We start from the raw sequence: 25,748 nt of genomic DNA, 5'->3' as shown, positions 1-25,748 counted from the left end.
CGTGCTTAGTTGCGCGTGACTGTAGAGAGCACCGCTACGGGCATTGCGCCGAGGATGTCGCGCAGTGCGAGCGTGCCGCCTTCGCCCACCGCGTGGGTCGCGTCGCTGAGCCAGTCGTGCAGTGTGGCTGGCGCGCATCCTTTGGGCAACTCGACCGTCGTGTCTTCCCAGCGCTCGGGCGCGACGAGCGGGGTGTCGCCATCGAGCAAACCCGCCGCGAGGCGTGTGCCGATCACGATGGCCCACGCGTCGCCGTGATGGCGCGCGAACGCGATCACATGCGAGGCCTGCGCGCCGCTTGCTGTGAGCGGCAGGTAGTCGCCTTCGCGCAGCAGTTCGGGCGCGCGCGAGCGCAGCGCGAGCAGGCGGTGCACGGTGGCCAGCTTCACCTGCGCGTTGCGCCAGTCCTGCAGCTTCGCGGCGGGCGCTTGCTCATCTAGCGCGGCCGCGCGGGCGGCGTAATCGACGGGCCGCCGGTTATCCGGATCGACGAGGCTGAAATCCCAGAGTTCGGTGCCCTGATAGAGATCGGGCACGCCCGGCGAGGTGAGCCGCAGCACCGTTTGCAGCAGCGTATTGAGCGCCCCTGCGGGCGCCACGCGCGCGACGAATCCGGCCAGCGCCTGCAGGAAGCCGTCGCGCCGTTGCGGTGCGAGGATATCGAAGAGAAATGCCTGGCACTCCGACTCATAGGTCTCGTCGGGCGAGAGCCAGTTCGTGCGCAGCTTCGCTTCGCGCAACGCCTTGAGCAGCCACGTCGAGACGCGCTCTGCCAGCGCATGCACCCCCGCTTCGTCGCCCGGGTCCAGTTCGGGCGGCCAGCAGCCCACCAGCGTTTGATACAGCATCGCCTCGGCGGCCGGTCCCGGCGACCACGCCGCGCCGGCCCCCCCGTCGTTGCGGCGATGCGTCTGGTTCAGCGTCGACCAGGCGCGCAGCGTGGCGCTCCAGTCGAGCGCAATCTCACTCAATACGGCGAGTCGCGCACGCACGTCCTCGCCGCGCTTGTGGTCGTGCGTGGCGGTGGCGAGCAGGCCATAAGGACGCCGCTGGCGCAGCCGGTTCGTCGCGTGAAAGTCATGCAGCGTGCGCGCGAAATCGTCGGGGTCGGCGCCCACTTCGTTACGCGAGAGCAGGCGGCCGTAGCGATAGAGCGCGGTGTCCTCCGTGGCCTTCGCCGCGAGCGGCGCGGTGAGCTGCGAAAACAGCGCGAGCGCCGTGCGTTGCGCGATCAGCGCGTGGCTGAGCGGCGTATTCGCCGGGTTGTTGCCCGCACTCGCGTTCGCACCGCCTGACGCGGCGCGTGGCGGCCTGGCGCCGACGCTACTGTTGCCGCTGCCGCTGCCGCTGGTGGCGTTGTTCGCGGCCGGTTCGGGGGTGCGGCCGCCGAGCCAGCCATCGACGAGATCGAGCGCCGCCAGACTCGCGCGCGGCAGTGCGCGTCGCGCGGCGTCGAGCGCAACGTCGAAATAACGGTTGTCGAGCGCGCTGCGCAAGCCGTTCGCCGGATAAATCCGGTAGATCGGGAAGTACATGGCCAGATGCGCGGCCACGCGATGCACCGACGCATACGTGGTGTCGCGCGTACCCGGAAGTTCGCGCGCGATTCGGTGCAGCGCGCGCGTCACATGGTCGAGTTCCGCGGGCAGATAGGCGGCCAGCATTTCGCGGCGCGCATCCAGCGCGTAGGCCGTAAACGGCCGGTCGTCGCCGGAGATGGCGCTCCACGCCTCGAAGAGCGGCGCTGCGCCCGCGGGATCGTGCAGCAAGGCGCCCACGTCGTTCATGAAGTCGTAGCCGGTCGTGCCTTGCACGGGCCAGTCGTCGCGCAGCGTTTCGCCTTGCGCGAGAATCTTCTCGACCACGATGAACGGCGGCGTGGCGCGCAACGCAGCGAGCCGCTGCCGCAGGCGCTCGCAGTACTCGCGCGGGTCCGCGAGTCCGTCGATATGATCGATGCGCATGCCGTCGATCACGCCGTCGGCATAGAGGCGAAACACGAGCTTGTGCACGGCCTCGAACACGTCGTGCCGTTCCACGCGCACGCCGGCGAGCGCCGTGATGTCGAAGAAGCGCCGCCAGTTGATCTCGTCGGTGGCGGTGCGCCACCACGCGAGCCGGAAGTGCTGGCGCTCCAGCAGGCGGTGCAGCCGCTCGCGCGGCACCGGGTCGGCGCTTGAATAGGATTCCAGAACGAAGTCGATGGGGTCCGTGCCGGCCCGCTCGACGAACGCGCGCAGCGCGTCGCGCCCCGCGGCGGCGCGCGCCTGGTCGTCGGGTTGGGTCGTGAGGCCCTGGAACGGTCCGGCGAGCGTGTTCAGATCGGCGCGGTTCGCGGACTGCAGGAGCGCCGCGTAATCGGTCGGACAGATCGGGCACACGTGCGGCCCGTACTGCACGTAAAAGCGCGCGGTGGCGGGGTCGAACTTCAGCTCGATGCGGCCCGCGGCGAGTTCTTCGCCGTACTGTGCGCCGAGAAACGGCATCAGCACCTTGCCGCGCAGGGCAGGGTCGGGCGAGTGCCAGTCCACGTCGAAGTGGCGCGCGTACGCGCTGTGACGGCCCCATTCGAGGATGTCGAGCCACCAGGCGTTGTGGCCGCCGCCCACGCCCATGTGATTCGGCACGAAGTCGGCGATGATGCCCATGCCACGCTCGTGCACTTTCGCGGCGAAGCGGCGCAGCGCGCCTTCGCCGCCCAGTTCCGCGCTCACCGTGCCGTAGTCGACGGTGTCGTAGCCGTGCATCGACCCGGGCTGCGCGGTCGTGACGGGCGAAAGGTAGAGATGGCTTACGCCGAGCGCGGCGAAGTAGTCGAGCTGCGCGAGCGCGTCGACGAACGTGAAGCCGTGGTGGAGCTGCAGGCGCAGCGTCGCGCGAGGGTGTGTCATGGCGTCGGCTTCTTTTCGGGCGCACCTGGCGCCGAGCTGGCGGTTGAGTTGGCGTCGCTCGCGCCTGCATCGGCGCCCGGGTCGGCCTCGGTGCGCGCGACGGCCTCGCGTGCGCGTACGACGGCTTCGACGCGCGCGGCGACGGCCGCATCGGCGAACAGCGCCTCGACGGGCAGCGGCAGGCGGCGGCGCCAGTTCGGATGCTCGTCGATCGAGCCGGGCAAATTCGGCTGGTCGGACAACGCGAGCAGGTCTTCTAGCGGGCACGTGACGAGCGGGCTGTGCGTTGCCGCGACATAGGCGAGCGCGGCATTCACGGGCGGCTCGTCGGCGGGCGGCGGTTCGGTGTCGCGCGGCGCGAGCCCGCTGTGCTGCAGCGCATGCCAGAGCGCGACGCGATCTGTCGCGCGCCGCGCCTGGTCGACCGCGACGGGGTCGCGCCCGTCGGCACGCGGGAGCGTCTGGCCGATGCGGTTGCGCCAGTCGATGTCCGCGCCGCTCCACCAGCCCGCGACGGTCGGCAGATCGTGCGTGGTGGTCGTCGCGACGCCGTGCGGGTCCCAGCGCTCGGGCGCGAGAAAGCCCTTGCCGTCGTGCTCGAACCACAGCACGCGAATGCCATACAGGCCGTGCGCGGCGAGCCGCTCGCGCAGCCCTGGCGGCACGGTGCCGAGGTCTTCGCCGATCACGATCGCGCGATGCCGCCACGATTCGAGCGCGATGAGCCGCACGAGGTCGTCGAACGGATAGCGCAGATACGCACCATGGCGTGCGCTTTCGCCTTCGGGCACGAGCCAGAGCCTGCGCAGCCCGAGGATGTGATCGATGCGCACGCCGCCCGCATGGGCGAAGGCGGCGCGCAGCATGTCGATGAACGCGCGAAAGCCGTTGTTGTGCATGGCGCGCGGCGAGAACGTCGTGAGGCCCCAGCTTTGCCCGGCCTGGTTGAAGATGTCGGGCGGGGCGCCGACCGAAACGCGCTGCAGCATGTCCTGCGGCAGCGACCACGCGTGCGAGCCGGCGCCGTCGCAACCCACGGCGAGATCGGCGACGAGGCCGATCGCCATGCCGGCCTCGCGCGCGCTGCGCTGCGCGCCCGAGAGCCCCTGCGCCGCGAGCCATTGCAGGAAACAGTGAAAGTCGACTTCACGCCGGTGCTCCTGCGCGAACGTCGCCACGTCGGCGCTGCGCGGGTCGCGCAGCGGCTCGGGCCAGTCGCGCCAGTGGCGCGCGCCGCCGGGGCCGTGCAGCATGGCTTCCTGCAGCGCCTCGAAACGCGCGTGGTCTTCGAGCGCCTCGCCGCCCTGCGCACAGAATGCCGCGAAGGCGGCGGCGCGCGGCGAGCCGCTCGCGCGCTCTTCGGCGTCGAAGCGCTCGAACAGCGCGCGCAGCACCTTGAGCTTGAGCGGCAACGCACGCTGCCAGTCCACGAGCGGCGCGGCTTCGAGTTCGTGCCAGGCGTCGAGCGCATTCGCGGCCACGCTCGCGTCGTGCGCGGCCTTCGCGCCGAATTCCGCGGCGGGGTCGATATGCGCGACATTGACCCACAGGCGCGACGACGGCGAATAGGGGCTGACGTGGCCCGGCTCGGCGCTGAACATCGCATGGGTCGGGCTCACCGCGAGCGCCTGCGCGCCGCGCTGCGCGCTTTGCGCGGCGAGCGTCGCGAGCGCGGTGTAGTCGCCGATGCCGCCGTCGCCGTTGCGTCGGAGTCCGTACAATTGCGCGGCGAGGCCCCACAGCGGTGGCACTGCGCCGTTGTCGCCATGACGTGCGCGCCAGGCGTCGGCGACGGTATGGCAGTGCGGCGGCGCGACCGCAATCGTCAGCCGATGGTCGTTGACGGTGAGCGTGTGGTAGCCCGGCTCCGCGAGCGGCGCGAGCAGCGCGCTCTCGCCGCGCGGCGAGGTGAAGCGGCCTTCGATATGCTCGCCGCTTTCGAGGTCGATCCGATAGTGGCTGCCCGCGCGTACGGCCGAAGGCGGCAGCTCGATCGCGCTGTCGTATTCGGCGGTGATGAGCGGGGGCAGTCGCCGCGCCGACTGTTCCGCGTTGAGCGCGGAGGTGCTCTGGCGGATCTGCGTGGCGTTGGCGCAAGGCAGGCCCGCGCATTCCAGCAGGGCGGCGAGCGTGCTGTCGGGCACGCGCTGCACGGTGCCGTGCGCGTCGGTCCATTCGACCTCGAAGCCCGCGCGGGCGGCGAGGGTCGCGAGCGTTTCGCCGCGGCGCGCCGGGCTCATGCGTTGGGCTCCTCGCGATGCACGATGCGCGCGTCGTGTTCGCTCGAATACTCGGGCACGTTGCCAGTGAGCCATGCAATGCACGCGCTCTCGGGCAGCACGCCGTTGTCGGCATGGTCGCGCGCACGCGGCGGCGTTTCGAAGATCACCATGCCCTCGGGCTGGGGATCGAGCGGCACGCCGTCGCGGCCGAGGTTCAGCGCGATCGTGAGCGTTTCGCCATCGTCGAGGCGCCAGCGCGCGACGAGCGCGGCGAGGCCGTTCGCGGCGTCGTCGGCAATCACGGTCGCGCCGAGCGCGCGTACGTGGCGCAGGCGCGGCATCAGCAAATGCGCCCGCACGCAGAGCGCCGACTTGTAGAAATGCATCCATTCGAGCCTTTCGCCGCTGAGCGGCGCGTCGGCCAGCGGCGACGAATTCACGAAGGTCTGCAGATCGTTCGGATCGGGGATGCGCGCGCGGCTCGCTTCGTCGCTAAACGCGCCGAACGCCTTGAATTCGCGACGGCGGCCTTCACGCACCGCATCGGCGAGCTGGCCGGTGAAGGCGGTAAAGAACTGAAACGGCTGCGTCGAGCCGTATTCCTCTTCCATGAAGAGCAGCGGAATCTGCGGCGACAGCAGCAACACTGCCGTGGCGGCGCGCAGGGCGTCGTCGTCGGCCAGCGTGCGCAGCCGGTCGCCCATTGCGCGGTTGCCGATCTGGTCGTGGTTCTGCAAGAACATCACGAATGCGGTGGGCGGCAGATGCGCGCTCGGTTCGCCGCGCGGCTTGCCCCCGTGCACGGGCGACGGGTCGCCCTGGTAAGCGAAGCCTTCGCCGAGCACGCGTGAAAGCTTGCCGATGGGCGAATCCTGGAAAGCGCGATAGTAGCCTTCCGACTCGCCGGTCAGCAGCACGTGAAAGCAGTGATGCGCGTCGTCGTTCCATTGCGCGCTGAAATGCGATTCGAGCAGATTGGCTTCGTTGTGCTCGTTTTCGAGCACGAGGTGCACATGCCGGCCGGGCTCCACGCGCGCCTTCACATGGTCGGCCAGTTCGCGCAGCCAGGCGGTGTTGCCGATCGCGTGCGCAGCGTCAATGCGCAGACCGTCGAAGCGATATTCCATGAGCCAGTAAAGCGCGTTGTCGCAGTAATAGTCGCGCACTTCGAAGCGGTCGAAGTCGAACGCTTCGCCCCACGGCGTCTTCACGTCCTGGCGGAAAAACGGCTTGGCGTAGAGGCCGAGCCAGTTGCCGTCGGGGCCGAAGTGGTTGTACACGACGTCGATGAACATCTGCAGCCCCAGCCCATGCGCGGCATCGACGAGCGCTTTGAGTTCGTCAGGACTGCCATAGGCCGCGTGCGGCGCGTAAGGCAGCACGACGTCGTAACCCCAGCCGCGCTCGCCCGGATAGTCGTTGAGCGGCATGAGTTCGACGGCCGTCACGCCGAGCGCCGCGAGCGCGGGCAGACGTTTCATTACACCCTGATATCCGCCCAGCGCTCCCACGTGCAGCTCGTAGATCACGGTGTCTTCCCAGGGGCGTCCCTGCCAGTGCGCATGCTGCCAGGCGTACGCGCGCGGGTCGAGCACTTCGCTCGGCCCGTGCACGCCCTGCGGCTGGAAGCGCGATGCGGGGTCAGGTACGTGTTGCTGGCCGTCGATGCGGTAGCGGTACAGCGTGCCCGGCCCGCACGGCGCCTGCGCTTCGAACCAGCCGTTGCCGCTCGGCGTCATGTCGAGCGGCGGTGCGTCTCTTACGTTCTCGAACACGACCTGCACCGTTTGACACGACGGCGCCCAGAAGCGAAAGCGCGTATGCGGCTGCGCCTGCGCCGCGCCGGTCAGCTGTGCGCCGAACGGCAGGCAATACATGTACTGGCGGGTGTGCGGATGGTGCGAAAGCGGGGACATGGTGGATTCCTCGTTGCGTCCTGTTCCTATCCAGCGGCGGCTTCGTCCGGGCGGGCGGAGGCGCCCGAGCCGGAAGCGCCCGGCGTGCGGCGCGGGTCCGGCGTGGGCGCGTCGCCGCGCGCGGCCGCTGGCCGGTGCGTGTCGGCGCGCGCCGGACGGGCGCAGAGCACGGCGAGCGCGCGCGCTGCCAGCTCGTACGTCGTGTCGGGCAGCGCGTAGGGCGCCGCGTCGGGGCGCGCGGTATCGAGCAGCACCTCCCATGCCATGCGCGGCGCGGGCGCGACGAACGTCACCGCGCCCTGCGAGGCGTTCAGCATCATCAACAATACTTCCATTTGGCCGTGGAGTCCCGCTCCCGCGCGCCGCATGGTGAATGCGCTCGCTTCCGGGTCGTGCCATGCCTCTGGCGAGAGCGACTCGCCGCGTTCGTCGAACCAGTCGATGTCGTGGACGCCCGGCATCAGGTCGCGCTCGCCGAACAGAAAGCGCGTTTCGTGCAGCAGCGGATGTTCGCGGCGCAGCGCGATCACGCGCGCGGCGAAACGCGTCATGGCCTTGCCCTGGGGCGTTTCGGCGAGCGCCCAGTCGAACCACGAAATGTCGTTGTCCTGGCAGTACGCGTTGTTGTTGCCGCGCTGCGTGCGGCAGGCCTCGTCGCCTGCGAGCAGCATGGGAGTGCCGAGCGCGATGAGGAGCGTGGCCATCATCGAGCGGCCCACGCGCGCGCGCGTGGCGAGGATGGCGGGGTCGTCGGTCGGGCCTTCCACCCCCCAGTTAGCGCTCCAGTTTTCGTTGTGGCCGTCGCGGTTCTCCTCGCCGTTCGCCTCGTTATGCTTGCGCTCGTAAGAAACGAGGTCGGCGAGCGTGAAGCCGTCGTGCGAGGTGACGAAATTGATCGACGCCCAGGGCCGGCGCTTGCGTTTGTCGAACAGGTCAGCACTGCCGGTCAGGCGCGCCGCGAGGTCGGCGCGCTGGCCCGGCGCGCCGCGCCAGTAGCGCCGCACGCTGTCGCGAAAGCGATCGTTCCATTCGGAAAAGCCGGGGGGATGGTTGCCAAGCTGATAGCCGCCCGGGCCCACGTCCCACGGCTCGGAAATCAGCTTGCATTGCGACAGCACGGGGTCCTGACGCAGCACGTCGAAGAAGCCGCCGTTCGGGTCGAAGCCCGCGGGCTCGCGCCCGAGCGTGACGCCAAGGTCGAAGCGAAAGCCGTCGATGCCGTATGACGTGACCCAGTGGCGCAGCGAGTCGGCGACCATCTGCAGCACGCGTGGATGTGACAGGTCGAGCGTGTTGCCGCAGCCCGTGTCGTTGATGAAGTGGCGCTCGTCCCCAGGCACGCAGCGGTAATAGCTGGCGTTGTCGAGGCCGCGCCACGAGACGGTGGGGCCCATTTCGCCGCCTTCGCAGGTGTGGTTGTAGACCACGTCTAGAATGACTTCGATACCCGCCGCATGAAGCTGTCGCACGGCAATGCGCATTTCGTCGGTGTCGTAGCCCACGAGGTAGCTGGGCTCGGGCGCGAAGAACGCGGCGGAGTTGTAGCCCCAGTAGTTGCGCAGTCCGCGATCGATCAGAAAGCGCTCGGAGAGAAACGCCTGCACTGGCAGGATCTCGATGGCCGTCACGCCGAGCTTGTGCAGGTGCTCGATGAAACGCGGCGCGGCTAACCCTGCGAACGTGCCGCGCATGTGCGTGCGCAAATCGTGGCGCTGCATCGTCAGCCCACGCAGATGCGCCTCGTAGATGACGGTGTCGCCCCACGGTGTATTGGGGCGCCTGTCTCGCGACCAGTCGAAGTTGTCGTTCACGACCACGCACTTGGGCATGGCGGGTGCCGAATCGCGCCGGTCGATCGAGAGATCCACGCGGTTCGAATGCGCGCGATAGCCATAGAGCGTGTCCGACCAGCGGAACTGGCCGATGAGCTGCTTCGCGTAAGGGTCCAGCAGCAGCTTGTGCGGATTGAAGCGGTGCCCCAGATGCGGCTGATAGGGCCCATGCGCGCGCAGCCCGTAGACGGTGCCGGGATGCGCGCCCGGCAGATAGCCGTGCCAGACCTCGTCGGTGCATTCGGGCAAGGTGTAGCGAATGCGCTCCTTGCGGCCGGTGGGGTCGAAGAGGCACAGCTCGATGCGCCAGGCGTGGGCCGAGAATGCGGCGAAGTTGGTGCCGAGTCCGTCCCACGTCGCCCCGAGCGGCCAGGGGGAGCCGGTCAGCAGGCGCTCAGGCGGACCGTTTGCCATGACGATGCTCCATCTGTTGTTCTTCGTTTTGCATCGGGTTCCTGATCAAATCCCGCCCCCGCGCCGGCCTAGCGGCGCAGGCGCAGGATCAGCGTGCCGAGCGGCGGCAGGACGAGTGCGGCCGACTGCGGCTTGCCGTGGCTCACCACGCTCTCCGTGGTGACGAGGCCCCCGTTGCCGATGTTCGAGCCGCCGTACACTTCGGCGTCGGTGTTGAGCGCTTCTTCCCACTGTCCCGGCTGGGGCATGCCGATGCGGTAGCCGTGGCGCGGCACCGGCGTGAAGTTGCAGATCACCACGATTTCGCGGCCCGAGCCGTCCACGCGGCGCCATGCGAGCACACTGTTTTCGTTGTCGTCGGACACCAGCCATTCGAAGCCGCCGGGTTCCGAGTCGAGCGTGTACAGCGCGGGCTCGCTCGCGTAGAGACGGTTGAGGTCGCGCACGAGCGTTTGCACGCCGCGATGCAGCGGGTCGTCGAGCAGGTTCCAGTGCGGCGTGCCGTCGTGATCGAACTCGGCCATCTGCCCGAACTCGCCGCCCATGAACAACAGCTTCTTGCCGGGGTGCGCCCACATGAAGCCGAAATACGCGCGCAGGTTTGCGAACTTCTGCCAGCGGTCTCCCGGCATCTTGCCGAGCAGCGACCCTTTGCCGTGTACCACTTCGTCGTGTGACAGCGGCAGCACGAAGCGTTCGGACCACGCGTAGACCATCGCGAACGTCATCAGGTGATGGTGATAGCGGCGATACACAGGGTCTTCGTGCATGAAGTGCAGTGTGTCGTGCATCCAGCCCATGTTCCACTTGAACTGGAAGCCGAGGCCGCCATCCTCGGGGCGCGCTGTGACGCCCGGCCACGCTGTGGATTCCTCAGCAATGGTGATGACGCCGGGGCGTTGCGGAACATACTGCGTTTCGTGATTGAGGCGCTTGAGAAACGCAATCGATTCGAGATTTTCGCGGCCGCCATAGATGTTGGGCACCCACTCGCCTTGCGCGCGCGAATAGTCGCGGTAGAGCATGGAGGCGACCGCGTCCACGCGCAGCGCATCGACGTGATAGCGCGTGAGCCACGCAAGGCCCGATGCGATGAGGAACGCGCTCACCTCGCGGCGTCCCAGGTTGTAGATCATCGTGTTCCAGTCGGGGTGATAGCCCTCGCGCGGGTCGGCATGCTCGTAGAGCGCCGTGCCGTCGAAATCGATGAGACCGTGCGCGTCGTTTGGAAAGTGCGCGGGCACCCAGTCGAGAATCACCCCAAGCCCCGCTTCGTGCGCGCGATCGACGAACGCCGCGAAGTCCACCGGCGCGCCAAGACGCGCGGTGGGGGCGAACTGCGAGAGCGGCTGATAGCCCCACGAGCCGCCAAACGGATGTTCCGCCACGGGCAGCAATTCGATGTGCGTGAAGCCCATGCCCTGCGCGTAGGGAATCAGGCGCTCGGCGAGGGCGCCCCAGTCGGGCGCCGGGGCGTCGGCGCCTTGCGTGGGCAGCCACGAAGGCGCATGCACCTCGTAGACCGACATGGGCGCGCGCGCGTTTTGACGTTCGGCGCGCGTTTGCAGCCACTCCTGATCGCGCCACGCGTAGTGGTCGATCGCTTCCACGGGCGCGACGATCGAAGCGGTGCCCGGCGGGCATTCCGTCTGCAGCGCGCAGGGGTCGGCCTTGAGCGGCAGGACGACGCCGCGCGCGCCGAGTATCTCGTACTTGTAGCGGGCACCGGGCGCCACACGCGGAATGAAAAGCTCCCAAACGCCCGCTTCGTGGCGCAGCCGCATGGGGTGACGCCGCCCGTCCCACGCATTGAAGTCGCCCACCACGGAGACGCGCTTCGCGTTCGGCGCCCAGACCGCGAAGCGCACGCCGGGTACGCCATCCCACGTCAAGGGGCGCGCGCCGAGGCATTCGAGCACGGCGTAGGGGTCGCCGTCTGCGAGACGCACCAGCGCTTCGTGAGAAAGGTGCGGACCGAATGAATAGGTATCCTCGATTTCCTGACTCACGCCGTGCCAGTCGACCACGAGCCGGTAGGGCACCGCTTCCGCGATTGGCCCTGCGTAGAGTCCTGCGGGATGCACGAGCGAGAGTTCGCCGAGCGTGTGGGCGCGGTCGCGCGCCACCACGCTCGCGCCCGAGGCGTTCGGCAGCCAGGCGCGCACGTAGGGGGCGCCGTCCACCCAGTGCAGCCCGAGCACGGAGAAAGGATCGGAGTGGTACGCGCCGGCGAGTGCGTCGGCGTCGTGGGGATTCAGGCCGGCTTGGGCCGCGCGCTCAACCATGGCCGCCTCCGCCGGTATGCGATTGCGTGGACTGCGTAGGCGTGAGTCCGAGCACGCGTGCCGCCAGCGCCGCGAGACCGCGTACCGGCAGTGCGAGCCAGGTGGGCCGGTTGGCCGCCTCGTAGCGGATCTCGTAGGCCGCCTTCTCGATCAGGAACAGGTCGAGCAGCGCCTGCTCGTGCGAAGCGCTGACGAGCGTGAGCGGTCCTTCGGCGACGGCTGCGCGGTACTGGCTCAGGAACGCTTCGGCCGCATAGCCGCGGAAGCGCTCGAACAGGGCGCGCTTGCGATCGACGACTTGCTGCGGCGCGCTTTCGAGCGTCGATTGCGCGGCGGCGCCCGCGTACGAGAGGGAGCGCAACAGGCCCGCCACGTCGCGCAGCGGCGAGGCCTTGGCGCGCCGGTAGTCGAGCGCTCGCGCGGGCTCGCCTTCGAAGTCGATCAAATACGCGTCGCCTTGGGAAAGCAGGACCTGGCCCAAGTGGAAATCGCCGTGTATGCGGATGCGCGCGGCCTTGGTGTCGTCCGGCACGAGTTCGTCGATCTTCGCGACGAGCGCCTTGCGCCGGTCGATCAGGCTGCGCGCGAGCTCGCGTGCGTCCTGGTCGAGCGTTTGCTCGTCTTCGCCCGTATGCTGCGCGACGATGTCGAGCGCCTCGTTGAGCATGGTCTTCGCGTCGGCTATCCAGGCGCGCACGTCCTCGGGTGTCGCGGCAACGGGCTCGAAGGCTTCGTCGTCGCTGGGTCTCGAGAGCAACGCGTGAAGTTCGCCCAGCCGCTTGCCGATGGCGCCGATCACCGCGCAGTAGCCCTGCACGGCTTCTTCTTCGTGCGCGTGGTCGGCGCTCGTGTCGTCGTCCACCGCGAGCGCAAGTTCGTCGATCGTGCGGCGCAGATAGTCGAGCGCCCAGTCCCACGCGTTGCCCTGATTGTCGATGAATCCCTGCACGATGATGAGCGTATGCGGCACGCCCGCGGGGTCGACGCGCACCACTTCGCCATAGAGCGGCGCGGTGTTCGCGTAGCCGAGCTTCGTTAGATAGCGGCTCATTTCCGCTTCGGGGTGCACGCCAGCCATCAGGCGGCGCACGATTTTGAGCACGAGGGTTTCCGCGATCACGAGCGAGCTGTTGCTCTGCTCAGCGGCGAGCCAGCGCACCTCCGGCGTCTCGCCAAGGTCGAGTTCGTCGAGTCGATCGGTCGGCTCGAAGCGGATCGTGCTCTGCTGCACGGTAGGCACCGCGGCGCGCTCGCGCAGCTTGCGCAGCACGCCGTAGGCGAACCACGGCAGCGAGAACGCATCCGTGAGATAGCCCACCGTGCGGCCGCGCCGCACGCGCGAGAGCGCGAGCTGAATGTGCAGCGGCGTAGTGATTTCGGTGCCCCACGTAATGGCGATCGGCAGGACGTAGCGCTCGCTCGTGCCATCCGCCAACTCGGCCTCGATCTCCGTGAACGCGAAGCCCGCGCCGTGAATCGTCGTGAGCGCCGCGAGGCGTACGGCGCGCAGCGGCTTGTCCTTGGAGGCGAACCAGCGGCGACGCGAGAGCCACGAAGGCAGCACTTCCGATTCGAGCAGCCGCACGTTTTCGGGCGTGGCACCGGTTTGCCCTTCGCGGATCACCACGGTCACGAACTCGGGCAATTGCTCCGAGGTCGGCTGGCTCCACGAAGGCCGTTGATGGCCGGCGCTCAGGAGGAACCACAGGAAGCCGTAGGGCGGGAAAGTCAGCAGATAGGGCAACTGCCCGATGGCCGGAAACACGGAGTCGGCCGTCATTTCGACGGGGGACATGCCCGCGAATTCGGAAAGATCGAGCTCCACCGCCTGCGGCGCGCGCGACAGGTTCGCCACGCACAGGATCGGCGCTTCGCCGGGCATTTCGCGCAGGTACGCGAGAATCTTGCGGTTCGCGGGCCGCAGGAAGCGGATCGTGCCGCGCCCGAACGCCTGCTTTGCGCGACGCGTGGCGAGCATGCGGCGCGTCCAGTTGAGCAGCGAATGCGGATCGCGGCTTTGCGCCTCGACGTTGATGGCGTCGTAGCCGTAGAGCGAGCCCATGAGCGGCGGCAAGACGAGCTGTTCGGGGTCGGCGCGCGAAAAGCCGCCATTACGGTCGGACGACCACTGCATCGGCGTGCGCACGCCGTCGCGGTCGCCCAGGTGAATGTTGTCGCCCATGCCGAGTTCGTCGCCGTAATAGATCACGGGCGTGCCGGGCATCGAGAGCAGCAGCGAGTTAATGAGTTCGATGCGGCGGCGGTCGCGCTCCATGAGCGGCGCGAGACGCCGGCGAATGCCGAGGTTCAGCCGCGCGCGCCGGTCGCTCGCGTAGGTGTTCCAGAGGTAATCGCGCTCAGAGTCCGTCACCATTTCGAGCGTGAGTTCGTCGTGATTGCGCAGGAAGATCGCCCACTGGCAGCTCGGCAGCAAGTCAGGCGTCTGCTTCATGATGTCGAGAATCGGGAAGCGGTCCTCGCTCGCAATCGCCATGTAGAGGCGCGGCATGAGCGGGAAGTGGAACGCCATGTGGCATTCGTCTTCGTTGCCGAAGTACTCCTGCACATCTTCCGGCCACTGGTTCGCTTCGGCCAGCAGCATGCGGTTAGGGTAGTTCTCGTCGATGGCCGCGCGGATCCGTTTGAGAATGCCGTGTGTTTCGGGCAGGTTCTCGTTGTTCGTGCCTTCACGCTCGACGAGATACGGCACGGCGTCCAGTCGCAGCCCGTCTATGCCCATGTCGAGCCAGAAGCGCATGACCTGCAGCACTTCGCGCAGCACGGCCGGATTGTCGAAGTTCAGGTCGGGCTGGTGCGAATAGAAACGGTGCCAGTAGTACGCGCCGGCCACCGGGTCGTGCGTCCAGTTGGACGGCTCCGTGTCGATGAAGATGATGCGCGTGCCCTGGTACTTCTGGTCGGTGTCGGACCACACGTAGTAGTTGCGATGATTCGAGCCGGGCTTGGCGCGCCGCGCGCGCTGGAACCACGGATGCTGGTCCGAGGTATGGTTGATGACCAGTTCGGTGATCACGCGCATGCCGCGCGCATGCGCTTCCTGAATGAAGCGGCGCACGTCGGCGAGCTGGCCGTAGTCGGGGTGCACGTTGCGATAGTCGGCGATGTCGTAGCCGTCGTCGCGGCGCGGCGAGGGGTAGAACGGCAACAGCCAGATCGCCGTGACGCCGAGGCCGGCAATGTAGTCGAGCTTCGCGAGCAGGCCAGGGAAGTCGCCCACGCCATCGTTGTTCGCATCGAAGAACGATTTCACGTGCACCTGGTAAATGATCGCGTCCTTGTACCAGAGCGGGTCGTCGGACAGCATCGACGGCTTGCCGCGCCGTTGCGTGCCGCGTTCCTCGTGGTTTGGATCGTGCGCGGTCGAGTCTCGCGTGACGGTCTGCACGTTCGTTGCCACAGGCTCGTGCGTAGCGGGGTCGCGTTTCATGTCGCTCCTCCGGGCGGGAAGTCCGCGTCCAGTTCGGGATGGCCCTCGATGTGTTCATCGGCGTGTTCCGGCAGCGGTTCTTCGCGCGGCAGACCCATCGCGGGCTCGATGCGCCAGATCGCAAACGCTCGCGCATGGGGGTCGAGCCGCACGTGCTGCCAGCGCCCCCGCCACTCGAAGCGCTCGCCCGTCATTTCGTCGATCACATTGAGGGGGGCGTGGTCGTCGAGGTGCCAGCGCTGGAACGTCGCCCACGAAAGTTCGAAGTCGGCGCCCTGCTCGTTGAAGGCATCGAGGTTGATCGCCACGACGAGCACATTGTCGCGCGCGGGCGTGGCCTTCTCGAAGCAGAGCAGCGAGTCGTTGCGCGCGTCGAGGAACGTGATGCCGAGATGCGTGTGCAGCGCCGGGTTGGCGCGCCGGATGCGGTTGAGCGTGGCGATCTCCGCGACGATGTTGCCGGGGCGATGCCAGTCCCATGCGCGCAGCTGATATTTTTCGGAGTCCAGATATTCCTCCGAATTGGGCATGGCGCGTCCTTCGCACAGTTCGAAGCCGCAGTACACGCCCCACAGCCCCGAGAGCGTCGCGGCCAGCGCGGCGCGGATCAGGAAGCTCGAGCGCGCGCCGGTCTGCAAATGGCGCGGATTGATGTCGGGCGTGTTGACGAAGAAGTTCGGCCGATAGAAGTCGCGCACCTCGGTTTGCGTGAGTTCCGTGAGGTACTCGGTGAATTCGCGCTTCGATTCGCGCCACGTGAAATACGTGTACGACTGCGAGAAGCCGAGCTTGGCGAGGCGGTACATGAGGCGCGGGCGCGTGAAGGCCTCGGAGAGGAAGATCACGTCGGGGTGGCGTGCGCGCACGTCGGCGATCATCCATTCCCAGAACGGCAGCGGCTTCGTGTGCGGGTTGTCCACGCGGAAAATGCGCACGCCCGTGTCCACCCAGAACAGAATCGCGTCGCGCAGCGCGAGCCACAAATCAGGCTTCGAGTCGTGCGCGTAGAACTCGGGGTTCACGATGTCCTGGTACTTCTTCGGCGGGTTTTCGGCGTAGCGCAGGGTGCCGTCGGGCCGCCATGCGAACCAGGTGGGATGCGCCTTCAGCCACGGGTGGTCGGGCGAGCATTGAATCGCAAAATCGAGCGCGATTTCGAGGCCTTGTTCGTGCGCCGCGGCAAGCATGCGGCAGAAATCCTCGAGCGTGCCCAGTTGCGGATGCACCGCGGTGTGGCCGCCTTCGGCCGCGCCGATCGCGTAGGGGCTGCCCACGTCGCCGGGCTGTGCATTGAGCGTGTTGTTGCGCCCCTTGCGATTCGCGAGGCCGATGGGGTGGATCGGAGGGAAGTACAGCACGTCGAAGCCCATTTCGCGGATGCGCGGCATCTTCGCGATCACGTCGTCGAAGGTGCCGTGGCGCGATTCGTCGTCGCTCATCGAGCGCGGGAAGATCTCGTACCAGCTCGCGAAGCGCGCGGCGCCGCGCTCCGCATCCACGCGATTGACGATTGTGTCGCGCGAAAGAAACGGCCGATGGCGCGCGGCGCGCACGGCCGCAGCCGTCGCAGGCGCGGCGATAATTGCGCAGCGTGTTTCGGTGTCCGCAGCAATGAAGCGCTTGAGGATGGCGTCGAGCGTTTCATTGGTGCGCTTCTGGTCGTCGTCGCCGGCGCCCGATGTTTCCGCCGTGGCGAGCACGAGCGCGAACAGGCGGCTCGCTTCCTCCAGCTCGAGATCGACGGACTGGTTCGCCGCGCGCTTCTTGTGCACATGTTCAGCAAGCGAGGCGAAGTCGTCGCGCCATGCAATCACGACATACTCGTAGCGTCCGATGCGATCGAGCGGAATGTGGCCCGCCCACAGGTCGGTGCCCGCGGGCGGCACGGGCGTCATCGGCGACTCGTGCCAGGCGGTTTCGTCGGCGGCGCGCCAGAGCACGGCGGCGTCGATGCGGTCGTGGCCCTCGGCGAAAATGGCCGCGCGCACTTCGCAGCGCTCGCCCACGGTGCGCTTCGCGGCGAAGCGGCCGTGATCGATCGACGGCTGCGCGCTCTCGATGGCAATGCGCGGCGCGGCGATCGCTTCGAGCACGCTCTTGTGTCCACTCGTGTCGGTCTTGCCGCGATCTTCGGGCGGTGCAAGAACGACGTACGGGCTCGCAAGCGCGCGGAACATCCAGCATGCGCCCGCTGGGAGCGTGAACGCGTCGGGGATCGCGCTCGCGTCGCGTCGCGCGGGGAGGCGGGCGCCGCGCAGCGTTTCGGCGTCGAGCGGTGCGAAGCGCGTGAAGCCGCCAGGCACGCCGTCGAGCAGGCGCGCGAGATCCACGCGCACAGGCGCGGCGAGTGCCGGATTGATGAGCGTGAGGATGGCGTCGTCCGCGTCGCGCAGGTCCGCGCGGTCGCCGCGCAAGAGCGCCGCGACGCTCGCGCCAGGGCCACTGAGCGCGCGCAGTTCACCGTTGGTCTGTAGCGCCCAAGTTTCGCGTTGCAGCGCGTTGGCGTGCGCGACATCGGCGCTCAGATCGAAGGGCGCACGCGCCTTTGCCGCTTCCCATGCCTGCGCGCTGGTGCCGCTGTGCGAGATCGCTTCGTCTACACCGTATTCGAAACCCATCGGCATGAGCCAGCCGGTGCCGAGTGCGGCTGCCGCGCGCAGCATGCGGCGGTAGGCGCGCTCGACCGCGCGCGCATCGGCGGCGCCTTCCTGGTCGTGTGCGTAACGCGCGCCATAGGGCGCTTCTGGAAACGTTATCGGCGAGCCCACGCGGCGCAAGACGGCGTGCTCCTCAACCATCCAGCTCGACGAGAAGTCCCACCAGCGCAGCGAGGAGAAGGCCGCGTCGAAGCCCGCACCTTCGAGGTGCGCGAGCGCCTCGCGCGGCAGGCCCGGTGTAGCGGCGAGCCAGCGCGTTTGCGGAAAGCGCGCGCGTACGGCATCGAAAATCGCGCGCAGCACATGGGGCGGCGTGCGGTGCGGCGAGTCCACACGAAAGCCGCCGATGCCCGCTTCGACGAGCGCGATGGCGCGCGCCGTCCACCATGCGATGAGCGGCGCGCTCGCGCGCTCGAAATCGGCATAGGCCACGTTGGCTTCGCTGTGGCCGTGGCGTGGGTCGAGGCGTGCGTCTTCGGCCTCGAAGGGGTAGAACCATTCGGGATGCGCGGCGTAGAGCGCGCCGTCGGCGGCGCTGCGGTCGAGCACGAGATCGGCGAGCAGCGTGATGCCGCGCGATTGCGCCGCGAGCGCGAGTTCGCGCATGGCGTCGTCTGCGCAAAGCTGGCTGCCGAAGGCCGCGTTCAGGCGCGCGTGGTCGGCGACGATGCGGTCGTCGCCCGACGCGCCCGAGGCGAACAGCGCGCCGATCAGGACATGATCGAAGCCGAGCGACGCCGCACGCGCGATAAGCGCCGGCCACGCGTCGAGGGGTCCTGCCAGGACGGAATGGACGAAGTAGATCCGCGGCGCATAGGCGTGGGGGGGTTCCATCGGTCGTATTCCAGGTACGTCAGGCGAAGGGGATGCAAGTCGGGGTTAGCCGAAATGCGATCGCGCCGCCCGGGGGCTGCCGGAGCGTGCCGCGCTGCGCGTGGTGGACAGGCACCTGTTCAGAGTAGTGCAAGAGCAGGCCGGAACCAAACCGCGTGCGCCGCGTGGCGACTTGCGGGGCTGTCGAGCAAGGCACATGCCCATGACCGATCCCGGCGCGCGGCGGCGCGTGCAGGCGCACCTTCGCACAGGCTGGGCGCAACGACGGGCGAAGCGAGCGGATAAACCGGCGGCGATTGCCGGTATCCGTTGCAGGGGCGAAAAAGGGAAGGCGCTCAGCTACCGACCATGCCCGCGGCGATATTGACGCACAGGCCTAACACAGAAACGTTGAAATAGAACGACAAAATCGATTGCGCGAGCACGCCGCGCCGCGCGCTGCGTCCGCGCAGGCCGATATCGGCGGTTTGCGACGCGCAGGCGATGGTGAACGAGAAGTACAGAAAGTCCCAGTAATTCGGCGTGAGCTTTTTGTCGGGAAACGCGAGGGCGGGCTCGTCGGGATCTGAGCCGTAGTAGAGGCGTGCGTAGTGCAACGTGAAGATGGTGGGAATGAGAAACCAGGCTCCGATGAGCGTCAGCCCTGTGAGCAGCGAATGCAGCACTTTCGAGGCTGTGCCGAGATCCTTTGTCGTGCCGAGTTCGATGACGATGGCGACGATGCTCGCCACCGTTGCGATGCAGACGAGAAACAGCACGGTGCCCGCGTTTTCGTCTTCGCGGCGGGCGTTCGCGCGCACGCTTTCTTCGTTTGCTAACACCATGTGCAGCCAGATCAGCACGAGGTAGGTCCATACCGTGGCGTCCCAGCCGAGCAGGACGCGCGCGGAAGTATGGATCGAGGCGGGCGCGAGCAAGCCGAGCACGACGCCCACGGCGATGGCGATCATCAAGTGCGGTCGGTTGCGCAGTACCAGCGGGATGAGGTTCATGGCGTGGCGCGGGGTGGCGCGGGTTAGCAATCAATTGCGGCGATTCTACCGTGCGTGGTCCGCCGCGGTGACGCGCTGTTCGCCGTTATGCCGGGCATGCAAGCTTTCGGTTTGTCTTATCGGGCGATAAGGGGCTATATTGCTTGCGCAACGCGGGAGCGCGCTCTCGCAGTCAGCGCAGCGAGGGTGCATATGCATTGATCGCGGGTGGCCGTCGATAGCAAACGTTTTCCGTATGGCCTGGTTTCAGGCGCCGCCCGCGCCGGCGGCAAGCGTGTTTCGCCCCAGCCAGGGGAACCTGGCGGGATCGACCTCATCTGGAGTGCCCATGACAGATGTGACCCAACACGGGATGTCTCAGGCGCCGCACGATCTTCCCGTTGTATTCGAGCGCCTCGGCCGTCCCCGCCGCAGGCGTTTCATCTTGGGAACGTGCGCAGCGGCGCTGCTCGCCTTCGCGGCTGCCGGGCGCTCACGTGCGCCTTTCGGCATGGGCCGCGCCTTTGCGGCTACACCGGCGAGCGCATCCGGCAGCGGCTATGAAGCCTTCATCAAGCTATCGCAGCGCCTCACTGGCCGCACGAGCTTCGACGCCGTGCTCGGCAAGCGCGTCTATGCCGCGCTCGAACACGCGAGCACTCAGTTCGACGCGAACGTCGCGACGCTCAACACCTGGATTCAAGGTCACGGCGGCGTGCCTTCCGATACCGTGACCGCCGCGCTCAAGCCCGATCAGCCGGAGCTGGCCTCGATGGTGGGCGACATCATGCGCGCGTGGTATCTCGGTGTCGTGGGCGAGATGCCGAAGATGCAGGTGGTGGCGTTCGAAAAGGCGTTGATGTTCGACCCCGTCAACGACGTACTCACGATTCCCTCGTATTGCCGCGACGTGCCGTTCTACTGGAAGCACAAACCCACAGGCGAATAGCGGAGCAACAGGCACGCCCATCGCCGGCCGCGCCAGGCCCCCACAACGAAAGCCAAAAGATGAGGTCGACAATGGCGACAGGACATTCCGCCGACGTGGTCGTCGTCGGTTCCGGCGTGGCGGGCAGTCTGGTGGCGCATCAGCTCGCCCGGGCCGGCGCCTCCGTGGTGCTGCTCGAAGCGGGGCCGCGCCTCCCGCGCTGGCAGATCGTGGAGAATTTCCGCAACTCGCCCGCCAAAGCCGATTTCGCCACGCCGTATCCGTCGGTGAACTACGCGCCGCATCCGGAATACGCGCCGCCCAACGAGTATCTCGTGCAGAAGGGCGATTATCCGTACAACTCACAATATCTGCGGCTCGTGGGCGGCACCACGTGGCACTGGGCCGCCGCCGCGTGGCGTTTGCTGCCAGCGGACTTTCGCTTGAAGACGCAGTACGGCGTGGGGCGCGACTGGCCCTATCCCTACGAGACGCTGGAGCCGTGGTATCAGCTCGCGGAAGAGGAACTGGGCGTGTCCGGACCGGACGCGACGTACGATCTCGGCTCGCCGCGCGCGAAGCCGTATCCAATGAGCATGCTGCCGCTCTCCTGGATGGATCAGCGCTTCTCGCAAGTGCTGAATGCGAATGGCTTTCACGTGGTGCCCGAGCCGGTCGCTCGCAATAGCCGCCCCTTCGATGCGCGTCCCACCTGCTGCGGCAACAACAACTGCATGCCGATCTGCCCGATCGGTGCGATGTACAACGGCGTGGTTCACGCGGACAAGGCCGAGCGTGCGGGCGCGAAGCTCATTGCGCAGGCTGTGGTCTATCGCATCGAGGCCGACAACAAAGGGCTCGTTACCGCGGTCCACTACAAGGACCCGAGCGGCAGAAGCACGCGTGTGACCGGCAAGCTCTTCGTGCTCGCCGCGAACGGCATCGAGACGCCTAAGCTCATGCTGATGTCGAAGAGCGATGCATTTGCCCGCGGCATTGGCAACAGCTCCGACCAGGTGGGCCGCAATCTCATGGATCATCCGGGCACGGGCATCACGTTCATGGCCAACGAACCGCTATGGCCGGGACGCGGGCCCATGGAGATGACGTCGGTCGTGAACTTCCGTGACGGCGCGTTCCGCTCTGCATACGCCGCGAAGAAACTGCATCTGTCGAACGCGGTGCCGACCATGGCCGTCACGGCCGCGCTCATCGCGAACGGCTTGACCGGCGCGGAGCTGGACCGGGAAATACGCGAACGCACGTCGCGCACGCTCAACATCAACAGTTTCCACGAGCATTTGCCCGAACCGCAGAACCGCGTGCTGCCCTCGAACGATCACAAGGACGGACTGGGCATTCCACGGCCCGAGATCTATTACTCGATCAACGATTACGTAAAGAAGAGCGCGGCGAACACGCATGAACTCTATGCGCAGATCGCGCAGCTCTTCGGCGGCACGGACATCGCATTCGACGACACCTTCGCACCCAACAGTCACATCATGGGCACGACGATCATGGGCGCGAACGCCGCCGATTCGGTCGTCGATGCCGATTGCCGCACGCACGATCATGCGAATCTGTTCGTCGCCAGCAGCGCGGTGATGCCTTCGGCCGCCTCGGTCAACTGCACGCTGACGATTGCCGCGCTGTCGCTGAAGCTGGCCGACAAGCTGCGCCACGAGCTTTGATACGAGCCAGACGATGAAAACAGCGAAGTCCTCCACCGCGGCCGCCACGAATCACGAGCGAGAGAGACGCGCGCGTGCCGCTATCGCGGCCGCGCTTTTCTGTGCCTTCGCGCTGTATATCGCGTGGCACGCGTCGCACGAGTCGAACACGCGTCCCGTCGACGAACTGCCGATGTCCACGGCGCGCGGCGACGACACGTCGACGCCCATCGCGGACGCGGACAAGCCCGAACTCGTCAAGCGCGGCGCCTATCTCGCGCGCATAGGCGACTGCATTGCGTGCCATACCGCCGACCCAGGCAGGCCGTTTGCGGGCGGCTTGCCCATCAGCACGCCGTTTGGAAAAATCTACACGCCGAACATCACGCCGGACCCCGATACCGGCATCGGCCAGTGGAGCGATACCGACTTCATACGCGCGTTGCATGAAGGCATCGGCAAGGGCGGCGAGCGCCTGTATCCCGCGTTTCCTTACGTCGAATTCACGCGTATGACCGAGCAGGACATGCTCGCGATCCGCGCGTATCTGAATACGGTCGCGCCGGTGCATTACACGCCGCCCGCGAACGAGCTGCGCTTTCCGTTCAACCAGCGCTGGCTGATGATCTTGTGGAATCTCTTCAACTTCAACGAAGGCCGCTTCGTACCGGACCCGAAGCAAAGCGCCGAATTCAACCGCGGCGCCTATCTCGTCGAAGGCCTCGCGCATTGCGAGGAATGCCACACGCCGCGCAACTTCATGCAGGGTCTCAAGACGACGGAGCGTTTCTCGGGCGCGACGCAAGCAGGCTGGCAGGCTTACAACATGACGCCCGATCGCGCGAGCGGCATTGGCAACTGGAGCGACGACGCGGTGATCGCCTATCTCTCCACGGGCATTGCCGCCGGTCATGCGAGCGCAGCCGGTCCGATGGCCGACGTGGTCCAGCACTCGACGCAATATCTGACGCATGAGGACCTGCGTTCGATCGTGGCGTATCTGCGCGCGCTGCCGCCGGTTTCGGGCGGCGTGACGCGGCCGCGCGACGCCTGGGGCAAGCCCGCCGTGAACGACGTCACGGCGCTGCGCGGTACGGCGGTCACGGCCGTGAACGGCTTGCAGCTTTTCGTGGCGAACTGCGCGAGTTGCCACCACTGGACCGGCGAGGGCGTGGGGGGAAGCGCGCCGGGCGCGTATCCATCGCTCATTCATAACAGCGTCGCGGGCGCGCCGAGCCCGGACAATCTCACGATGGTGATCCTGCACGGTGTGAGGCGTCAAACGAAGGACAGCGACGTGCTGATGCCGGCATTCGGCGATGCATTGAGCAACGAACAGGTGGCGGCCATTTCCAACTACGTGACGACGCAGTTCGGCGATCCCCGGGCCACGCTCACGGCCGGCGAGGTCGCGGCGCTGCGTGCCCAGCCCCATTAACTCACCGTGAGGCCGGGGTTTGCGCCGCGCCCGCGGCGGCCCTGATAACCGCAAACGCGTATGCTGTGAACGCAGGCACGCGGCTTGCATATAGTGTGCTTTGTGACGCGCCTGTCGCAATCGTATTCGGTACGATATTTGGCGCTCATATGGTCCACTCACACAGCGCTATGATGAAGTGATGACGCATACACCCGACGCTCTCGTGCAGCACCATGCCGCCAATCTTGCAGGTCGCGACTTCGTAATAGGCGATTTGCATGGTTGCGTGGAGGCGTTGCGCTATCTTTTGCGCGAAGTCGAGTTCGACACCGCGCGTGACCGGCTGTTTTCGGTGGGCGATCTCGTTGACCGGGGCGAGCGCGAGCAGTGCGAACAGGCGCTCGCGCTGCTCGATAAACCATGGTTCTACGCTGTGCTCGGCAATCACGAAGACGCACTGTGCGCCGTGGCCGAAGGGCGGATGCCGCGCAACCGCTGGTACGGCATCGGCGGCGGCTGGGCGCACAGCGTGCCTGACGCCGAACTCGTGCACTACGCGCAACGGCTACGCCAATTGCCGCTCGCGCGCGTAGTAGGCGAGGGCGAAAAGCGATTCAATATCATTCACGCGGAATTTTTTGGCGACGACGCCGCGCTCGACAGCGGCCAGTTCGATTCCGACGTGCGCGAACGCATGCTCTGGGGCCGCGATCTTGTGCTCGGCACGGGCGACCCGGCGCGCCATGCGCTCTCGCTCACGTTCTGCGGGCATACGCCGGTGCGTGAAGTCCGGCAGATCGGCTCGCAGGTGTTCATCGACACCGGAGCGTTCATCACCGAAGGACGCCTCACCATGGTGGAGGCGCTCACATCGCGCATCTTGTCGGTCTCGCAGGTCGAGGCGCTCGCGCATGGCGCGGCCGCGATCGTGCTGCCCTGAGGCCTCGCGCCTGCCGGTCCCCCGTTGGCCGCTCGGCTTATACGATGCGGTTCAACTCGAACACCATGTCGATGGTGTGCCCATTCCAGTTGTATTCCAGATACGCCGCGTGATGGCACGCGCGCAGCAGCGTCGTGCTGAAGGCGGCGAGACATTCGCCGTCCTCGTCGCGCACCGACGGATACGCAATACCTGGTGCACGCGCCTCGCGGGCGGCGCGGCCTAGCGCCTGGCCGGCCGTGTAGTCGTCGGGCGAGAGCACGCTCGGGTCGAGCGCGGGGTCATCGCGCAGATCGATCACCTCGCCATGCGCGATCACCGTATACAGCCGCATTTGCTGGCGGATGGGCGGCTCGTTCGTGGCCGCGAGAAAAAGCCCCGAGTGATAGCGCGTTTCCGCCACGGCGGTGGCGCGCGAGCGCGCGCAGTAGAACACGCCGTAGGTGCCGTCGGAAAAACGGCTGCCCTGCGGATTCAGGTGCGTGAAGGCCGCCATGATCGGCCCGTAGCCGGGGCCGAAGCGGCGCTCCTCGCGCGGCACGAGGTCGAGGTCGCCGGTTTCGGTGCGCAGGCGGTCATTGGTGAGCGCTTCGAGCGCGTAGAGCGCCTCGAAGTCGTCTGCGCAAGCCACGCGGTCGAACAGGTTGACGGCGGGAAACCGGGTGGGAATTACCCTGAACGCGGGTGACCAGGCGAGCTGCGCGCTGCGCCAGCGGTCTTGCCAGTTCGTTTGCGTCACGCCCAGCCGCCTCGCATTGCATCGAGATACTGGCGCACCGCCACGAGGTCGCTGACGTTGCCGGCCAGCATGCGGTCGAGCGCGCGCCGTCCGCCAAAGGGCGGCGCGCTGTTGGGACGCTTGATCCAGGTGTCGGCGGAGGTGGGTTGGGGCAGGAGAATCTGCAGCGCCTTGTAGATGCCGAGCAGCAGCGAAAGGCGTTCGAGTGTGTCGCGGCCCAGCCGGGCGGTTTGCGGGGACTGCTTCCACTTGAAGAACGTGGATCGGCCCGGCGAGCCGAGCAGAATAATCTGCTCTTCGGCGCTCAGGTCCCAGTCGCGCGCAATGTTGAAGAACGCCCTGAGCCCCGCTGCGGACATTTCGGTGAGCGAGGGTTCGGCGCGGGGACGTCGCGACGGAGTGACGGAAGCGGTAGCGGGTGACATGGTGGTCGAGTCCTGAATTGAACTTTTAGTAGATATTAGTCCATATGTGGATTATTGCAAGTTTGACTGCTCTGGTGGATGTGGCGCCGCCGCACATCCCGCGTGCGATTCCGGTGCCGCACGCGCTGCCGCCCATCTTGAGCTGAGCGCCCG

At 67.2% G+C, this 25,748-nt stretch carries 14 protein-coding genes; 4 read left to right on the top strand and 10 right to left on the bottom strand.

The features are described 5' to 3' along the window. Positions 1–5 precede the first annotated feature (5 nt). The 8 genes from treY to M3I53_RS27405 all read right to left on the bottom strand — a co-directional run bounded on the left by treY (position 6) and on the right by M3I53_RS27405 (position 19,491). Positions 6–2,891 (bottom strand): malto-oligosyltrehalose synthase, encoded by a 2,886-nt coding sequence (gene treY, locus M3I53_RS27440; protein WP_254319010.1) that lies wholly within the window; start codon positions 2,889–2,891, stop codon positions 6–8. Beyond that, the gene (gene malQ, locus M3I53_RS27435) at positions 2,888–5,131 is read right to left on the bottom strand and encodes a 4-alpha-glucanotransferase (RefSeq protein WP_254319009.1); all 2,244 of its coding nucleotides are present in this window, start codon (positions 5,129–5,131) and stop codon (positions 2,888–2,890) included. The genes treY and malQ overlap by 4 nt, the downstream gene beginning before the upstream one ends. After that, positions 5,128–7,029: a malto-oligosyltrehalose trehalohydrolase gene (treZ, locus tag M3I53_RS27430; protein ID WP_254319008.1), complete on the bottom strand. Its 1,902-nt coding sequence runs from the start codon at positions 7,027–7,029 to the stop codon at positions 5,128–5,130. Before treZ ends, malQ begins: the two co-directional genes overlap by 4 nt. A 26-nt stretch (positions 7,030–7,055) precedes the next feature. Next, on the bottom strand, positions 7,056–9,275 hold the full coding sequence (gene glgX, locus M3I53_RS27425) for a glycogen debranching protein GlgX (protein ID WP_254319007.1): 2,220 nt from the start codon (positions 9,273–9,275) through the stop codon (positions 7,056–7,058). 68 nt (positions 9,276–9,343) lie between these two features. Further along, positions 9,344–11,560 (bottom strand): 1,4-alpha-glucan branching protein GlgB, encoded by a 2,217-nt coding sequence (gene glgB / locus M3I53_RS27420; RefSeq protein ID WP_254319006.1) that lies wholly within the window; start codon positions 11,558–11,560, stop codon positions 9,344–9,346. Further along, positions 11,553–15,008: a maltose alpha-D-glucosyltransferase gene (treS, locus tag M3I53_RS27415; RefSeq protein WP_375542593.1), complete on the bottom strand. Its 3,456-nt coding sequence runs from the start codon at positions 15,006–15,008 to the stop codon at positions 11,553–11,555. The genes glgB and treS overlap by 8 nt, the downstream gene beginning before the upstream one ends. Further along, positions 15,005–18,499: a maltotransferase domain-containing protein gene (locus M3I53_RS27410; protein ID WP_254319005.1), complete on the bottom strand. Its 3,495-nt coding sequence runs from the start codon at positions 18,497–18,499 to the stop codon at positions 15,005–15,007. Before M3I53_RS27410 ends, treS begins: the two co-directional genes overlap by 4 nt. A 335-nt stretch (positions 18,500–18,834) precedes the next feature. Continuing rightward, entirely contained in the window at positions 18,835–19,491 is a 657-nt protein-coding gene (locus tag M3I53_RS27405; RefSeq protein WP_254319004.1) for a DUF1345 domain-containing protein, read from the bottom strand. 352 nt (positions 19,492–19,843) lie between these two features. Between M3I53_RS27405 and M3I53_RS27400 the strand changes: the two genes are divergently transcribed. The 4 genes from M3I53_RS27400 to M3I53_RS27385 all read left to right on the top strand — a co-directional run bounded on the left by M3I53_RS27400 (position 19,844) and on the right by M3I53_RS27385 (position 24,431). Then, positions 19,844–20,419 (top strand): sorbitol dehydrogenase family protein, encoded by a 576-nt coding sequence (locus tag M3I53_RS27400; RefSeq protein WP_254319046.1) that lies wholly within the window; start codon positions 19,844–19,846, stop codon positions 20,417–20,419. Between the two features lie 71 nt (positions 20,420–20,490). Next, positions 20,491–22,092 (top strand): GMC family oxidoreductase, encoded by a 1,602-nt coding sequence (locus M3I53_RS27395; protein WP_254319003.1) that lies wholly within the window; start codon positions 20,491–20,493, stop codon positions 22,090–22,092. Positions 22,093–22,105: 13 nt separating this feature from the next. Continuing rightward, positions 22,106–23,509: a cytochrome c gene (locus M3I53_RS27390; RefSeq protein ID WP_254319002.1), complete on the top strand. Its 1,404-nt coding sequence runs from the start codon at positions 22,106–22,108 to the stop codon at positions 23,507–23,509. A gap of 181 nt (positions 23,510–23,690) precedes the next feature. Beyond that, positions 23,691–24,431, top strand: coding sequence for a metallophosphoesterase (locus M3I53_RS27385; protein ID WP_254319001.1), 741 nt, complete (start codon positions 23,691–23,693; stop codon positions 24,429–24,431). 37 nt (positions 24,432–24,468) lie between these two features. Here the strand turns inward: M3I53_RS27385 and M3I53_RS27380 are convergent, their stop codons facing one another. Next, entirely contained in the window at positions 24,469–25,170 is a 702-nt protein-coding gene (locus tag M3I53_RS27380) for an RES family NAD+ phosphorylase (RefSeq protein ID WP_254319000.1), read from the bottom strand. Then, positions 25,167–25,595, bottom strand: coding sequence for an MbcA/ParS/Xre antitoxin family protein (locus M3I53_RS27375; protein ID WP_028202945.1), 429 nt, complete (start codon positions 25,593–25,595; stop codon positions 25,167–25,169). The genes M3I53_RS27380 and M3I53_RS27375 overlap by 4 nt, the downstream gene beginning before the upstream one ends. Between the last annotated feature and the right edge of the window lie 153 nt (positions 25,596–25,748).

Origin of the sequence: Paraburkholderia sp. CNPSo 3272 (genome assembly GCF_024206495.1) — a bacterium.
In the GTDB taxonomy this organism is placed as follows: Bacteria; Pseudomonadota; Gammaproteobacteria; order Burkholderiales; family Burkholderiaceae; genus Paraburkholderia.
The sequence above is the reverse complement of the archived record's forward strand: the minus strand, read 5'-3'. Positions and strand labels throughout refer to the sequence as shown.

Coding starts and splice junctions, on each gene's coding strand:
- treY (WP_254319010.1), bottom strand. CDS start 2,891: ATGACACACCCTCGCGCGACGCTGCGCCTGCAGCTCCACCACGGCTTC.
- malQ (WP_254319009.1), bottom strand. CDS start 5,131: ATGAGCCCGGCGCGCCGCGGCGAAACGCTCGCGACCCTCGCCGCCCGC.
- treZ (WP_254319008.1), bottom strand. CDS start 7,029: ATGTCCCCGCTTTCGCACCATCCGCACACCCGCCAGTACATGTATTGC.
- glgX (WP_254319007.1), bottom strand. CDS start 9,275: ATGGCAAACGGTCCGCCTGAGCGCCTGCTGACCGGCTCCCCCTGGCCG.
- glgB (WP_254319006.1), bottom strand. CDS start 11,560: ATGGTTGAGCGCGCGGCCCAAGCCGGCCTGAATCCCCACGACGCCGAC.
- treS (WP_375542593.1), bottom strand. CDS start 15,008: ATGAAACGCGACCCCGCTACGCACGAGCCTGTGGCAACGAACGTGCAG.
- M3I53_RS27410 (WP_254319005.1), bottom strand. CDS start 18,499: ATGGAACCCCCCCACGCCTATGCGCCGCGGATCTACTTCGTCCATTCC.
- M3I53_RS27405 (WP_254319004.1), bottom strand. CDS start 19,491: ATGAACCTCATCCCGCTGGTACTGCGCAACCGACCGCACTTGATGATC.
- M3I53_RS27400 (WP_254319046.1), top strand. CDS start 19,844: ATGTCTCAGGCGCCGCACGATCTTCCCGTTGTATTCGAGCGCCTCGGC.
- M3I53_RS27395 (WP_254319003.1), top strand. CDS start 20,491: ATGGCGACAGGACATTCCGCCGACGTGGTCGTCGTCGGTTCCGGCGTG.
- M3I53_RS27390 (WP_254319002.1), top strand. CDS start 22,106: ATGAAAACAGCGAAGTCCTCCACCGCGGCCGCCACGAATCACGAGCGA.
- M3I53_RS27385 (WP_254319001.1), top strand. CDS start 23,691: ATGACGCATACACCCGACGCTCTCGTGCAGCACCATGCCGCCAATCTT.
- M3I53_RS27375 (WP_028202945.1), bottom strand. CDS start 25,595: ATGTCACCCGCTACCGCTTCCGTCACTCCGTCGCGACGTCCCCGCGCC.